Raw genomic sequence first — 13,258 nt, 5'->3', positions numbered from 1 at the left:
AATGCAGCGTCGTGCTGGGCCGCCAGCCGACGTTCATTGAAGGTAGCCTCGCATGTCGCTTGCTGATTTCATCGAGGCCAACCTCGACTCTCTCGTTGCCGACTGGGCAGAGTTTGCCAGCCAGATCGGCCTTGAAGGCACACCTCTGACCGACAGGGAATTGCAGGATTCCGCCCGGATGATGCTGACACGCATCGCCGCGGATATGCGGACGCCGCAAAGCGAAGCCGCGCGCAAGGCAAAGTCGCGGGGTGAAGATGCCGACCCCGACGGGGGTGTGACCGACGCCGCGCAGATCCACGCCGACGACCGGCTTGCCCAAGGCTTCAAGCTCAACGACCTGGTGGCCGAGTTTCGTGCGCTCCGCGCGACCGTTCTTCGTCGGTGGGGCGAGCAGTCCCCACCCAGTGCCGCGCTGTTCGACGACGTGATCCGCTTTAACGAATCCATCGACCAGACCCTGTCGGATTCGATCCGCCAGTATTCCATGCAGGTCGAGGCCATCCGGGACCGTTTCGCAGGCGTGCTTGCGCATGACCTGCGCTCGCCATTGGGCGCGATCGCCAATTCGGCCGAATTCCTGCTGCAAGGCGATGACGTTACCGCGTCGAGGATGAAGGCCGCCGCCAATGTGCAGCGAAGCTCGGCCAGGATGAAACGGATGATCGACGACCTGCTGGATTACACGCGAACCCGGCTGGGCGACGCCTTGCCGGTCACCCTTGTGTCGCAGGATATCGGCCGCTTGTGCCTGTACGCCGTGGATGAAGTCGGCGCCGGGTATCCGCAGGCGCAAATCGACGTGTCGCTCGAAGGCGACCTGGCCGGCGAGTGGGACGGCGACCGCATCAGTCAGTTGATGGGCAACCTGTTGGTGAATGCGATTCAGCATGGCAGCGGTGACATTGCCGTGTCTGTCAGTGGCCTTGACCAGGACGTGCATCTGTCCGTACGCAATGCCGGTGGTCCGATCCCGAAAGAAGCACTGCCCACGCTGTTCGACCCGCTGACGCGAACCTATTCGTCGCCCGACAAGCGCGGCACGGCAGCCGGGATAGGATTGGGCTTGTATATCTGCAAGCGCATCGCCCAGGCACATGGTGGACACATCGACGTGGCGTCGACGGCGGATGCGACGACGTTCAAGGTGACGTTGCCACGGTCGCCAAAAGCGGCGGCTGTGACGCCGTAGCCGCCGATACGCATGGGCCAGGGTTAGCCCCAGGCTTCGAATTTCCTGAAGACTCCTTAGCGAACTAACGATTCCGCGCGTTCCCCGCCGTGCCTAGCATGGGGCCACTTCCTTCTCTACAGGTGGTCCCTTGGCTCTCCCGCTTGACGGCATCACCGTCGTTTCCCTTGAACATGCCATTGCGGCGCCGTTCTGCACCCGCCAGCTGGCCGATCTGGGCGCGCGCGTCATCAAGGTCGAACGACCGGGCAGCGGCGACTTTGCCCGACTTTTTGACGCCTTACCTGAAGGCGGCGTTCGGGTGCGTGGGGTTGGTGTCGGTGAAGTTTCTGCCGTTACAGGCGACGGCCTACCTGGACAGAGAGCAGGTCATTAACCACCTGGACGCGCAGATTGCCGCAATTGCGCCAAGGCCAGATTGAGCCCATGTTTACCGAATCGGCAAGCCTTATTCCAAGTCGATTTCCACGGCGACCCGCACGCCGCAATCCATGACGACGCGCGCGCAGTCGTTGGCGTCGGGCAGGATGACGCCGAGGTCGGCATCTGTCCGGCATAGCGCGCGCGCAACCACCTGGGCGGTTCGTGCATCGTCATGGACGTGCTCACCCAGCAGGCCAACGCACGTCATGGCGACAAGGTCGCGGTTCATGGCACGCGCGTCGCGTTGCGCGATGGCAAGCTGCTCAACGACGTGCGCACCAAGTGCGTCGTCGTTCATTCCTGCACCACGCCGTTCGACGTCGGCAGGGTAAGCCATCGATGCGATCAGGCCTACCGATGTCACCTGCAGGCGTGGGGACGCAGCCGCTTCAGCGCTTCGCCGGCACATAGTCGTCGGGCGCGCCGGGTGGGACGGGAGGGAAGTCGCGCAGGCTTTCCTGGAACTGGTGGATCATCTTGCGTATCGGCCCGCGCACCCAGCCTTGCGTCGAATTGACGTCACTTTCTTCTTTCGGGTCCTGTACCAGGTTGAACAGATAGGGCGTCTCGAGATGATTGGCGCCGGCGTTGGGTTCGACTTCCCACACGAAGTGCATCTTCCAGTCGCGCCACTTCGCCGCGCGCATCTCGGTCTTGATGTAATAGACGAAGCCTTCGCGGCTTGACGTGTCTTGCTGGCCCACCAGGAAGTCGAACTGGTCCACGCCGTCGATGATGCGGTCGTCGGGCAGCGCTGCACCCGCAATGCGGGACAAAGTGGGGAACAGGTCGACCACATGCAGAATGTCGTTGCTGACAGCGCCGGCCTGGACCTTGCCGGGCCAGCGTACGATCAGGGGTACCCGCAGCGCGCCCTCCATGGCCGTGTGATACGTGCCCGTCCACATGCCGGCGCTGCCGCGCCAGGGGCGACGGTATTCCGGACCGTTGTCGCTCGCAAAGATGAAGACGGTGTTGTCGCGCAGACCGTGTGCGTCGACAGCGTCGATGATCTCGCCAACACGGGCATCCATCTCGACCAACGAGTCCGCAAAGTCACCTTTCTTGGTCCTGCCTTCGAAGTCGCGATGCGGGATGGTCGGGAAGTGCATTTGCGTGAGGGGAACATATAGGAAGAAGGGCTCGGCATCCGAGTGACGCGCAATGAAGTCGCAGCTGCGCCGCGCGAGTTCGCCGTCGATGCGTCGGCGCATTTCGAGGTCGTACAGTTCGCGTTTTTCGGCGGGTTGGCCTTTGATGCCTTCCATGACATACGGCGGCTCGACCACGGACGGATCGAAGCCGACGGCTTCCATGAACATGCTTTCATTGGTGGTGCGCGGGATGCCGTACCACTCGTCAAAGCCCCGGTCCTTGGGATACCGCCCTTCCTTGTCGCCCAGGTGCCATTTGCCAAACATCGCGGTGGCGTAGCCCGCATCGGACAACTGCTGTGCCAATGTGCGTTCCCAGGGAACGATGCCCTGCGGCAAGCCTGCCGGGACCGACTGCAATGCGCCGGTGCGCACCGGATGACGACCGGTCATCAATGCCGACCGCGTCGGCACGCAATCGCTTTCCACATTGAAGTTGGTGTAGCGGGCGCCTTCCGCGGCCAGGGCGTCGATGCGCGGCGTGGGCGCGCCGCGCAGGGCGCCGCCGCCGTAGCAGCCGAGTTCCCCCCAGCCCAGGTTGTCGGCAAGGATCAGGACGATGTTTGGGCGAGCCTGTCGTGGCGCGGGCATGGCGTGTCTCCGTTTTGAATGGGTAGGGCAATGAGGCAGCTGGCGCAACGCCAGCAGGGTTACTCGAGCTTCAGATCCAGCGTTTTGATCAGGTCTTTCCAGGTGCTGACGGTCTTGCCCAGGAACACGTCGAAAGGCGCCGCCGCCATGTACTGCGGGTCCAGTCCGGCTTCGGTCAACTTCCGCTGGATGTCCGGCAGCGCGACCACCTGGCGGATCTCGTTGGATAGCCGCTCGGCGATCGGTGCAGGCAGGCCGCGCGGTGCAACGAAGCCGACCCATTGCGTCAGGGCAATGTCCTTGTAGCCAAGCTCGGTCAGAGTGGGCACGTTCGGCAAGGTGGTCGATCGTCGAGGCGAGGTCACGGCCACGATCTTGATGGTGCCCGCCCGGTCCTGGCCGACCAGCGGCGCCGAGCCCAGCACCGCGGCGGGCACTTGTCCGCCTGCCAGGTCAGAGATGGCTTGCCCGCCGCCTTTATACGGAACGTGGATCATGCGGACATCGGCGAGCCGCGCAAACCACTCGCCAACAATGTGCTGGGATGTGCCCAGTCCGGATGTGCCGTAGCCGAGGGTTCCAGGCGCCTTCTTGGCCGCCGCGATCAGGTCGGGCAATGACCGGTATGGCGACTTCATCGACACCGCGATGCCAATCGGCTGGTCACCAATCATGGCGACGCCCATCAAATCGCGGTGAAAGTCCCAGCCGAGATTGGGGCGGACGGCGTTCAGGATCGTGGACGAATCCGACGCGATCGCCAGCGTGTAACCGTCAGGTTTGGCTTGCGCGGCGGCTTGCGTACCGATGGCGCCGGATGCGCCCGGCCGATTGTCGACCACCACGCTCTGGCCCAAACGTTTGGCGAGCTCCGAACTGATCATGCGCGCGACCGTGTCATTGGTCCCGCCAGCGGCTTGCGGCACGATCACGCGAATGGGTTGATCGTCGGGCCATGCCGCTAGCGCGGGCAGGGTAGTGGTAGCAGCGATCGCAACGAGTCCGACCGAAAAGCTCTGGGATAGCGTCATCATCCTGCGTCCTTGCAAAGGGGTTATTGCGATGCACAACCCAGTCTATCGATCGGGAATCCCAAGCGATATTCGCTTTTTCAGAGTCTTTGATAAGCTGCGGTTATCAACGTCATTGACGACTTCAACCGAATCCGAAACCGCACGATTAGGGTCCGACTCCCATGACCTCCCTTTCCGCCATGTCTTTGTCGCACCTCAAATTCCGGCACCTGATGCTGATCGTGTTGCTGGTGGACCAGGGAACGCTGCACAAGGCAGCGCAAGTCTTGAACGTCAGTCAACCCGCCGTGACCGGCATGCTCAACGACCTTGAACGGCTGCTTGGACTGGTGTTGTTCGAACGCGGACGGCAGGGGGTGGCGCCCACCGCAGCCACAAGGGCGATCGTCGATCGGTGCCGTCTCATGCTGCATGAGTTCGACCACCTTGTTGGAACCATCAACCGCGCATCGTCGGGCGAGCCCACTCTGCTGCGCGTCGGCATCGTGCCGCAGGCATTTGTTGCGTTCTTTCCGCAGACCGTCGAGCGATTTCGCGCCAGGGGAGGCTGCGCCTTGCAGGCGCGCGAGGGGACGGGCCGCCAATTGCTCGACGCGCTGTTGCGGGGAGAACTGGATTGCGTGGTGGGGCGCCTGCCCGGCGGCGGGTCAAGCGAAGATCCGGGCATCGCGCCACTTCGGTTCGTCAAACTCTACGAAGAGGACATCTGTGTGGTGGCGGGTACCGGTCACCCCCTGGCCCACAACAAGTCCCCGACATTCGAGGCGCTTGCTGCGTGCGATTGGGTGCTGCAACGGCCGGATTCAAGCGTGCGCGCCGCGCTGGCCGAGGCCTTTCTTCGCCAGGGTCACCGCCTGCCGGCGCCCGTTGTCGAGTCGGCCACCTATATCCAGAGCCTGTCGCTGGTGGCCAATTCGCAGTTGCTGACCGTCACCCCACGACGCGCCGCCGAACGCCAGGCCGCGCTGGGGCTGGTGCGCATCGTGGATATCCGGTTGAACGTGTCGCCGATGCAGGTGGGGCTGATCACTCGGCAGTCGGCCACGCAGTTGCCGGCGGTGGCCTTGTTCCAGACCTGTTTTGTCGAGAGTGTGGGGGCTGTGGACGCGGTGGACGGCGGGCTGCGGTAGGGCGCTGTTCGTCATCTTGCAGAATGATCCAGCCAGGCAGCCATGGCGGTGACATCGTTCACTTCCGAAAAATCACTCAGCATCGACATCAACCCATCCAGCTTGGCCCCGGAATACCGCCTTCCCAATTCCGCCCGCGCCCGCGCTTCATGATCCGCCATCGAAAACGGCCGTGACGCGCTGCCCTTGGGGGCGAGCACAAAGGTCGACAACTCGTTGCCATCGTCAAGCATCACCGTCACCCGTGCACTGACCGATTCACTGGTGCTGGTGCGCTCCACCTCCGGGTCGACCACGCAGTTGACCCGGGCCGTCAACGCCATCACCGCCTGGTTCGCCAGGCCCGCTTCGAAGTCATCCACATTCAGCGCGGCAGCCGGACCCGCTTGCTGATGCAGGGCGAGTGCGACGCTGAACGGCGCGCTCATCTGCGCGGCTTGCAGGTCGCCCGGCCGGTTGGACGTCAGCCTGCCCTGGATCACTGTCGGAATGCCAAGCCGGACCCGGCGGATGCGGTCCGGCGCGATGCCGTGGTCACGGCACACCATGCTTGCCGCTTCGATGGCGGACTGCACCCGCGCGCTGCACGCATGCGGTTTGATGGCGACTTCGAGCAGACGAAAGTCGCGGCCAAGACCGTCGCTGAGGCGGTCGAAGTCGACGGCATCCGCATAGGCGCGAGCAAACCCGTCCTTGCCTTCAAGGATGTCGATGGGGCCAGAAAAGCCGCTATTCACCAGCATGGCGGCACGCACGCCAGAGCTTGCGGCCTGCGCGGCATGAATGCGCTTGACGGTGGAACCCGAGTGGTAGAACTGGGTGAGCCCGCCGCAAAAAGATGCGCCAAGGCCGATCGATTCGCCGATGCGGGTGGCCCGATCCGCACCGTTCGACAGCAGGGCAGATGCAGCGACTGCCGCGCCAAAGACGCCGCAGGTGGATGTGCTCTGGAAGCCGCGTTTGAAGTGACTGGGCTGGATGGCCAAGGCGATGCGGATCATGGCCTCGTAGCCCGCCGCCACGGCGGCCAGCACCCTGTGCCCTGGCAGGCGCTGCGCCTGACCGATCGCCAGCGCCGCGGAAAATACGATGCAGCCCGGATGCAGCATGGCGCCGACGTGCACATCGTCCGCATCCAGGCTGCCGGCATACACCGTGTTCATGAAGGCGGCGCTGACCGGATCGACGGGGGCCGACGCAAAGAGGACCGGTGCGTTGCCGGGGGCGGCCGTTTGCTGCGCGTAGATGCGCGCCCAGTCGCTCCATTCCATCCGTTCGCCCACGGATGCAACGCGCAGGTAGTCGAGCAGGAAGCCCTGCAGTGCAGTCTGGACGGTGGCAGGCAGCTGCAAGTAGTCCAGGTCCGCGGCGAATTCGGCAATGCGCCGTGTCGGGCCCGGGGTGGCCGAAGGCGTGATCGTCATGCAGGACTCCAGGTCAATGTCGCAGGGTGAACAGGGCGGAAACGTCTGGCAGGTGTTCGATGCGGCGGGCATGCGCCAGCCAATCGCGGCATGCCGAGTCGCCAAGCAGCGGGCCGGCAATCGTCAGGAAGCGGGCGCCGACCTCGTCAGCAGTCATCGGATTCTGCGGGCAACCCTTGGGATGTTCGATGAAGGCTTCTTGCCGGCTGCCATCTTTCAACATACAGACGACGCGCGCGGGCACGGCCTCGGCCGTTGTCAGGCGTTCCACCTCGGCATCGACGACGCAGTGCGTGCGGCTCGCCAGGTCCTTGATGCGCACATCGTTCATGCTGGCTTCGAAGTCATCGATGGACAACGCGAGGGGGCCGCTGCGCGACGGAGTCAGGGCCATCGCCATCGCAACAGCGAACGGGGTGCTCAGTTGCGCCTGCTGGTTGTCGACCGGCTGGTTGGCCGTCAATTTGCCGACCATGGCGCCATGAACGCCGATCTCGATCGTGGCGATCTGGTCGAAGGTGACGCCCTGGCGCGCCAGGACGGCAGCGGCTTCGATTGCCGATTGCATCCGGACGCTGCCGGCATGCGGCTTCAAGGAAATCCATTCGGTGGGGTAGTGCTGTCCCAAGCCGTCGAGCGTCGTGGCCGGGTCGTAGCGATCGGAAAATGCCCGCGAGAATCCCTGTTTGCCTTCGATGGCATCGTGCGGTCCACTCAGGCCGCCATGAGCCAGCAGCGCGGCTTCGACGCCGTTTGCCGCAGCCTTGCCGGCATGCAACCGCTTGATGTCCGATCCCGACACAAAAAACTGCGAGATGCCGCATGCAAAGGTGGCGGCGATGCCCAGGGCGTTGCGGCACCCTTCGGCCGACAGTCCCAACAGGCGCGCACAGGCGGCGGCCGCGCCGAACGCACCGCAGGTGGGGGTGCCCTGAAAGCCGCGCAAGGAATGTTCGGGCTGTATGGCCATGCCGATGCGGATGGCCGTTTCGTATCCCGCCAGCACCGCGGTCAACAGGTCACGGCCACTGGCGCCAGTGGCTTGCGCCATGGCCAGCGCGGCTGGCCAGATGACAACACCTGGATGGATAATGGCGGCGACGTGCGAGTCATCCCAGTCCAGGCTGCCGCAGGCCACGCCATTGACGAAGGCGGCCCGGGAGACGTCCACCTGCGTGTCGGAAAAGAAGAGTTGGGCTTGCCGGCCCGATGCGTGATCGCCATACAGGGTGGTGGCGGCACGGGTCCACGGGCGGTCCTTGCCAGCGGCTGCCGCGCGGAACATGTCGATCAACAGGACCGGCATGAGCTCGCGGATGTGACGGGGCACATCGTGCCATGCCAGCGTGGCGACGAAGCGGCCCAGTGCATCGGTCACGGGGGGCACCGCCGAGACCGAGGCGCCAGAAGCACTCGTTTCAAAATTGAGCGTGCTCATCATTCAGCCTTGATGTTGCCGTCGCGGATCACCTTGCCCCACTTGTCGTAGTCCGCGCGCAGGTAGGCGGTCAGGTCCGCGGGGCTGCCACCGCCCAGCACGATGGCCTCTTCGCCGAAACGCGCCCGGTTTTCAGGGGATGCAAGGATCTTGTTCATCTCGGCATTCAGGCGTGCCGTGATGTCGGCAGGCATGCCCTGCGGACCATACAAGCCCCACCATTGATTCGACTCGAAACCTGGCAAGCCCGATCCCGCTAGGGTGGGCAGGTCAGGCGCGAGATCGATGGGGTTGGTGCTGGTCACGCCCAGGGCCCGCAGCCTGCCCGACTTCATCATGCTGTTGACGCTGGCATACGCCGCAAACAGGGCGGTGACTTGCCCGCCGGCCGTGTCGGCGACAGCGGGCGCCGCGCCTTTGTAGGGAACGTGCAGCAGATTGATGCCCGCGGATTGCTTGAACAGTTCGCCCGTCAGGTGACTGAGCGTGCCGATGCCGTTCGACCCGAAGTTGTACTTTCCAGGAGATGACTTGGCGGCCGCGATCAGGTCGGACACCGACTTGATTGGCGCGGATGCCGTGACGACCAGCACATTGGGCGAATAGCCGATAAAGACGACAGGCGTGAAATCGGTGAACGGGTCGTAGGGTGACTTGGGACCAAGGTGCGGATTGATCGACATGGTGCTGCTCGACGTCAGCAGCAAGGTGTAGCCGTCGGGCGCGGCGCGGGCCACGTATTCGGTCCCGATCGCGCCGCCTGCACCCGCCTTGTTGTCGACCACGAAGGGGGTCTTGAAGGCCTCGGTCAGTCGCTGCGTGACCAGGCGCAGCACCACATCTGCAGCACCGCCGGGCGGGAAGGGCGTCACCACATGCACCGGCTTGTTGGGGTAGCCCTGCGCGGTTGCGGCAGCGCTGAATGCCAGCGCGAACGCGCACCCTGCTGCCTTCAAGATCGAACGTTGAATCGCCATCGTCGTCTCCTCCAAGCGGGTGTCTCCCGCAATGGGGGGCAATTCCGCCCCGGTTTTGCGCAAATATATATACGCGTCGACATTTGCATACAACGGCGTTACGCATCGATGCATTTGATGGTGATGCTGCTGGCAGCATTTCATAGACGACCGGTCTAATCTGGCGTACAGTCCACCCCATGACGACCGCAGCCGCTCCCCTTGATACCCGCGAACACATCCTTGCCAATGGCCAGCGCATCATGGCCGGCAAGGGCTTTTCGGCCGTCGGGATCAACGAAATATTGACTGCGGCCGGCGTTCCGAAGGGGTCGTTCTATCACTACTTCGGATCGAAAGACGCGTTTGGCGAAGCGCTGCTCGACACCTATTTCGACGACTATCTGGCCGAGCTGGACGCGACGCTGCAGGACGGAACGCACACCGCGTCGCAGCGCCTGATGACCTACTTTGCCCATTGGCAGGACACCCAGTCCTTCTTCGATTGCCAGGGCAAATGCCTGGCGGTAAAGCTGGGTGCCGAGGTGGCGGATCTGTCGGAAGCCATGCGGCTGTCGCTCAAGCGCGGCACCGCGGGCATCGTGGACCGGCTGACGCAGGCGATCGATGCGGGGGTGGCCGACAAGTCATTGAAGATAGCGGGCGCTTCGAAAGATATGGCGCAGAGCCTGTATCAGCTGTGGCTGGGCGCAAGCCTGATGGTCAAGATTTCACGCACGACCCAACCGTTCGAGACGGCGATGGCGACGACACGCCAGATGCTGCATCTACCCCGCTGAACCGACCGGCGCGGGGGCAATCCAGGCACTTCGATACGAGTGCTTTTTTTGCGGACAGACTGTAGACGACCGGTCTATTCATCGTTACTCGATATTGGATACCGCAATGAAAATCCTGATGGTTCTTACCTCGCACGACGAACTGGGCAACACGGGCCGCAAGACCGGCTTCTGGCTGGAAGAGCTGGCCGCGCCGTACTACGCGTTCAAGGACGCGGGCGCCGAGATCGTGCTGGCCTCGCCCAAGGGCGGTCAGCCGCCACTGGATCCCAAGAGCAATGAGCCGTCGTTCCAGACGGAAGCCACGCATCGTTTCGAAGCCGACAAGGAAGCAACCGCACAGCTGGCCGCCACCGTGCGTCTGGACAGCGTGTCGCAGGCGGACTTCGACACCGTCTTCTATCCCGGCGGCCATGGCCCGCTGTGGGACCTGGCCGAAGATGCGCATTCGATCGCGCTGATCGAATCGTTCCTTGCCGCGAACAAGCCGGTGGCGCTGGTCTGCCACGCACCGGGCGTGCTGCGCCATGTGAAGACGCCGGCGGGCCGTCCTTGGGTGGAAGGCAAGAAGGTCACGGGCTTTACCAATTCGGAAGAGGCCGGTGTGGAGCTGACGGACATCGTGCCCTTCCTGGTCGAAGACGAATTGAAGGCCAAGGGCGGCGTGTATTCCAAGGGTCCTGACTGGGGATCGTATGTCGTCAGCGACGGGCTGTTGATCACGGGCCAGAACCCGGCGTCGTCTGCTGCCGCAGCCGCCGTGTTGCTGGAACATATGTCGCGTATATAATGCATATACGTTTCATATAAAGGTAGGCCATGGGTATCGTCAAGATTTCAGACCTGATGCACGAGAACCTGCGGTTGGCGGGCAATGCCCTCAGCAGGTCCATCAACGCGCAGGCAGAACACTGGATGCGGGTCGGTATGTTGACCGAGATGCATCCGGACCTGGACTACCGCGACATCTGCCAGATGTTGATCCGCGCGGAATTGGCAGGCGGGCTGGACATCGCCGCGGCGGTGGCCGACCAGGCTGCCAAGCCCCGCACGATGTCGAAAGCGGCGTCGGCGGCGACCATAAAGACGGCGGGGCATTAAGGTGGGCCCGACCCCTATCCGTACGGCCGAAGAACTCGCCTTGTCACGCCGCGCGGCGCAGTTGGCCGCCGACGTGCTGGCCATGATCGAGCCGTTCGTGGTGCCCGGTGTCAGCACCGACCACCTCGACACGCTTTGCCACGACTACATCCTGGACGTGCAGGGCGCGATCCCGGCAAACGTGGGCTACCAGGGCTATCCCAAGACGATCCTGACATCCGTCAACCAGGTCGTGTGTCATGGCATCCCGTCGCCCGACAAGATCCTGAAGGACGGCGACATCGTCAACATCGACGTCGCGGTAAAGAAAGACGGCTGGTTCGGCGACACCAGCCGCATGTACTTCGCCGGCACGCCCAGCATCCTGGCGCGCCGCCTGGTCGAAACAACCTACGAAGCATTGGTTGCGGCTATCCACCAAGTCAGGCCAGGCGCCACCTTGGGCGATGTGGGTCACGCGATCCAGTCCGTCGCGCAGCGGGAACATTTCAGCGTGGTGCGCGAGTACTGCGGCCACGGCATTGGCGACATCTATCACGACGAACCGCAGGTGCTGCATTTCGGCCAGCGCGGCCAGGGCCTGAAGCTCAAACCCGGCATGGTGTTCACGATCGAACCGATGTTGAACGCCGGCAAGCGCGATACCAGGACCTTGTCGGACGGGTGGACCGTGGTCACGAAAGACCGATCCCTGTCGGCGCAATGGGAGCACATGGTGGCCGTGACCGAAGACGGGTACGAGGTGTTGACGGCGTGGCCAGGCGGGACGGGGAGTTATCCGGCGGTGTGACGGGCTCGGGTTGACCCTGACCGGTATCAGGCGGCATGTACGTATTTACCGATGGGCCCTGCGGTATCATCCATGGCACCGTGCATCCCTGCCCAATACTGGTTGTCCTGGCTTCCAGTCCATCGCGATCCGCTGTCCGTCGCGTATTTGAAGTCGCTGGTCCATGCCGTGATCCTTACCCTGCTCAACTTGCTTCGCATCTCCTGCCGGCCCCGCTGTGGCCGGCGCATTGCAGTGTCGCTTCAGTTCGTCGTTGCGTCATTGCTGCTGGTGACGAGTGCTCAAGCGGACGCCGTGCTTGTCGTGCGTTTTTCGCACGTGGTCAGCGAGGACACTCCCAAGGGGATGGCCGCCAACCGCTTCAAGGAACTGGTTGAAAAACGGTCCGACAATCGCATCCGGGTCGATGTGTATCCTCGGTCCACGCTGTATGACGACAAGGACGAAATGTTGGCCCTCCAGCTTGGAGCGGTCGAGATCATTGCTCCGTCGTTGTCGAAATTCGGACGGTTCGGGTTCCCGAATTTCGAACTCTTTGACCTGCCCTTTCTGTTCCGCACTATCGAGGATGTCCATCGCATCACCGAAGGTCCGGTCGGCAAGGGCCTGTTGAAAGAACTGAGCCGGCAGCAGTTTCTCGGGCTGGGTTTCCTCGATAACGGTTTCAAGCACATGAGTGCGAACCGGCCGTTGCTCCACCCCAAGGACTACAAAGGGTTGCGCATGCGCATCCAGCCGTCGCGATTGATCGCTGCGCAGATGCAGGCCCTTGGCGCGCGACCGATCCCGTTGGCCTTGAGCGAGACACGGACTGCGCTGGCGCGCAATGTGGTCGACGGCACGGAGAATCCCTTGTCCAACTTCGTCACGCAGCAGATCAATGAAGTCCAGAGCGATCTCACGCTGACCAACCACGGCTACCTGGGCTATGCCGTCGTGACGAACCAGCGGTTCTGGCACTCGCTGACCGAACAGGATCGGTCCGTTCTGGCCGGCGCCATGGCCGATGCCCTGGTGTACGGGAACCAGCTCACCGCATCGCACGATGACAAGGCGCTTGCCGTACTACATGAAACCGATCAGACCCGGATTCATGTTCTGAGCGACGCGGAACGCGCAGGGCTCAAGGCCGCGATGAAACCGGTGTATGAAAGTGCGAAAACGAGGATCAGCGCAAAGGTGCTGGATCAAGTATTCCAGGACCTGTCCGAGCAGCGGCAATAAG

At 63.2% G+C, this 13,258-nt stretch carries 13 protein-coding genes and 1 pseudogene; 8 read left to right on the top strand and 6 right to left on the bottom strand.

The genetic code is table 11. The annotated features are described in order from the left end of the window. Positions 1–52 precede the first annotated feature (52 nt). Both HD883_RS17760 and HD883_RS17755 read left to right on the top strand, forming a co-directional pair. Entirely contained in the window at positions 53–1,192 is a 1,140-nt protein-coding gene (locus HD883_RS17760; RefSeq protein WP_179583105.1) for a sensor histidine kinase, read from the top strand. Between the two features lie 130 nt (positions 1,193–1,322). After that, a pseudogene (locus tag HD883_RS17755) lies at positions 1,323–1,502 on the top strand (CoA transferase); the annotation flags it as partial. 138 nt (positions 1,503–1,640) lie between these two features. On the opposite strand, the gene HD883_RS17750 reads toward HD883_RS17755, so the two are convergent. The 3 genes from HD883_RS17750 to HD883_RS17740 are packed head-to-tail and all read right to left on the bottom strand — an operon-like array spanning position 1,641 to position 4,394. Then, complete coding sequence (locus tag HD883_RS17750; protein ID WP_373563395.1) at positions 1,641–1,952, bottom strand: LamB/YcsF family protein; 312 nt, start codon at positions 1,950–1,952, stop codon at positions 1,641–1,643. Positions 1,953–2,004: 52 nt separating this feature from the next. Further along, positions 2,005–3,360 carry an arylsulfatase gene (locus tag HD883_RS17745; protein WP_179583108.1) on the bottom strand — a complete coding sequence of 452 codons (1,356 nt, stop codon included), beginning with the start codon at positions 3,358–3,360 and terminating at the stop codon, positions 2,005–2,007. A gap of 59 nt (positions 3,361–3,419) precedes the next feature. Beyond that, the gene (locus tag HD883_RS17740; RefSeq protein ID WP_257022278.1) at positions 3,420–4,394 is read right to left on the bottom strand and encodes a Bug family tripartite tricarboxylate transporter substrate binding protein; all 975 of its coding nucleotides are present in this window, start codon (positions 4,392–4,394) and stop codon (positions 3,420–3,422) included. Between the two features lie 161 nt (positions 4,395–4,555). Between HD883_RS17740 and HD883_RS17735 the strand changes: the two genes are divergently transcribed. Then, on the top strand, positions 4,556–5,524 hold the full coding sequence (locus HD883_RS17735) for a LysR substrate-binding domain-containing protein (RefSeq protein WP_179583110.1): 969 nt from the start codon (positions 4,556–4,558) through the stop codon (positions 5,522–5,524). A gap of 11 nt (positions 5,525–5,535) precedes the next feature. On the opposite strand, the gene HD883_RS17730 is transcribed toward HD883_RS17735, so the two are convergent. The 3 genes from HD883_RS17730 to HD883_RS17720 are packed head-to-tail and all read right to left on the bottom strand — an operon-like array spanning position 5,536 to position 9,363. Beyond that, entirely contained in the window at positions 5,536–6,948 is a 1,413-nt protein-coding gene (locus HD883_RS17730) for an MmgE/PrpD family protein (protein WP_179583112.1), read from the bottom strand. A 13-nt stretch (positions 6,949–6,961) separates the two neighbouring features. Then, entirely contained in the window at positions 6,962–8,386 is a 1,425-nt protein-coding gene (locus HD883_RS17725) for an MmgE/PrpD family protein (RefSeq protein ID WP_179583114.1), read from the bottom strand. Continuing rightward, positions 8,386–9,363, bottom strand: coding sequence for a Bug family tripartite tricarboxylate transporter substrate binding protein (locus HD883_RS17720; protein ID WP_179583116.1), 978 nt, complete (start codon positions 9,361–9,363; stop codon positions 8,386–8,388). The genes HD883_RS17725 and HD883_RS17720 overlap by 1 nt, the downstream gene beginning before the upstream one ends. Positions 9,364–9,542: 179 nt before the next feature. On the opposite strand from HD883_RS17720, the gene HD883_RS17715 reads away from it, so the two are divergent. From HD883_RS17715 to HD883_RS17695, 5 genes are all read left to right on the top strand, one after another. Next, positions 9,543–10,142, top strand: a complete 600-nt coding sequence (locus HD883_RS17715; RefSeq protein WP_179583118.1) for a TetR/AcrR family transcriptional regulator — start codon at positions 9,543–9,545, stop codon at positions 10,140–10,142. A 106-nt stretch (positions 10,143–10,248) separates the two neighbouring features. Further along, positions 10,249–10,932, top strand: coding sequence for a type 1 glutamine amidotransferase domain-containing protein (locus HD883_RS17710; protein ID WP_179583120.1), 684 nt, complete (start codon positions 10,249–10,251; stop codon positions 10,930–10,932). A 29-nt stretch (positions 10,933–10,961) separates the two neighbouring features. Beyond that, positions 10,962–11,243 carry a ParD-like family protein gene (locus tag HD883_RS17705; RefSeq protein WP_179583122.1) on the top strand — a complete coding sequence of 94 codons (282 nt, stop codon included), beginning with the start codon at positions 10,962–10,964 and terminating at the stop codon, positions 11,241–11,243. A gap of 1 nt (position 11,244) precedes the next feature. Continuing rightward, positions 11,245–12,033, top strand: coding sequence for a type I methionyl aminopeptidase (gene map / locus HD883_RS17700; RefSeq protein WP_179583124.1), 789 nt, complete (start codon positions 11,245–11,247; stop codon positions 12,031–12,033). Positions 12,034–12,105: 72 nt separating this feature from the next. Then, a complete protein-coding gene (locus tag HD883_RS17695; RefSeq protein WP_179583126.1) occupies positions 12,106–13,257 on the top strand; it encodes a DctP family TRAP transporter solute-binding subunit in 1,152 nt (383 codons plus the stop codon). Position 13,258 lies beyond the last annotated feature (1 nt).

The sequence above is a fragment of the Pigmentiphaga litoralis genome (assembly GCF_013408655.1).
GTDB lineage: Bacteria > Pseudomonadota > Gammaproteobacteria > Burkholderiales > Burkholderiaceae_B > Pigmentiphaga > Pigmentiphaga litoralis_A.
This window is presented reverse-complemented; position numbering and strand designations above follow the sequence as displayed.

What these genes read in the sequence shown, in the direction of transcription:
- HD883_RS17760 (WP_179583105.1), top strand. Translation starts at nt 53, where the DNA reads ATGTCGCTTGCTGATTTCATCGAGGCCAACCTCGACTCTCTCGTTGCC.
- HD883_RS17750 (WP_373563395.1), bottom strand. Translation starts at nt 1,952, where the DNA reads ATGGCTTACCCTGCCGACGTCGAACGGCGTGGTGCAGGAATGAACGAC.
- HD883_RS17745 (WP_179583108.1), bottom strand. Translation starts at nt 3,360, where the DNA reads ATGCCCGCGCCACGACAGGCTCGCCCAAACATCGTCCTGATCCTTGCC.
- HD883_RS17740 (WP_257022278.1), bottom strand. Translation starts at nt 4,394, where the DNA reads ATGATGACGCTATCCCAGAGCTTTTCGGTCGGACTCGTTGCGATCGCT.
- HD883_RS17735 (WP_179583110.1), top strand. Translation starts at nt 4,556, where the DNA reads ATGACCTCCCTTTCCGCCATGTCTTTGTCGCACCTCAAATTCCGGCAC.
- HD883_RS17730 (WP_179583112.1), bottom strand. Translation starts at nt 6,948, where the DNA reads ATGACGATCACGCCTTCGGCCACCCCGGGCCCGACACGGCGCATTGCC.
- HD883_RS17725 (WP_179583114.1), bottom strand. Translation starts at nt 8,386, where the DNA reads ATGAGCACGCTCAATTTTGAAACGAGTGCTTCTGGCGCCTCGGTCTCG.
- HD883_RS17720 (WP_179583116.1), bottom strand. Translation starts at nt 9,363, where the DNA reads ATGGCGATTCAACGTTCGATCTTGAAGGCAGCAGGGTGCGCGTTCGCG.
- HD883_RS17715 (WP_179583118.1), top strand. Translation starts at nt 9,543, where the DNA reads ATGACGACCGCAGCCGCTCCCCTTGATACCCGCGAACACATCCTTGCC.
- HD883_RS17710 (WP_179583120.1), top strand. Translation starts at nt 10,249, where the DNA reads ATGAAAATCCTGATGGTTCTTACCTCGCACGACGAACTGGGCAACACG.
- HD883_RS17705 (WP_179583122.1), top strand. Translation starts at nt 10,962, where the DNA reads ATGGGTATCGTCAAGATTTCAGACCTGATGCACGAGAACCTGCGGTTG.
- HD883_RS17695 (WP_179583126.1), top strand. Translation starts at nt 12,106, where the DNA reads ATGGCACCGTGCATCCCTGCCCAATACTGGTTGTCCTGGCTTCCAGTC.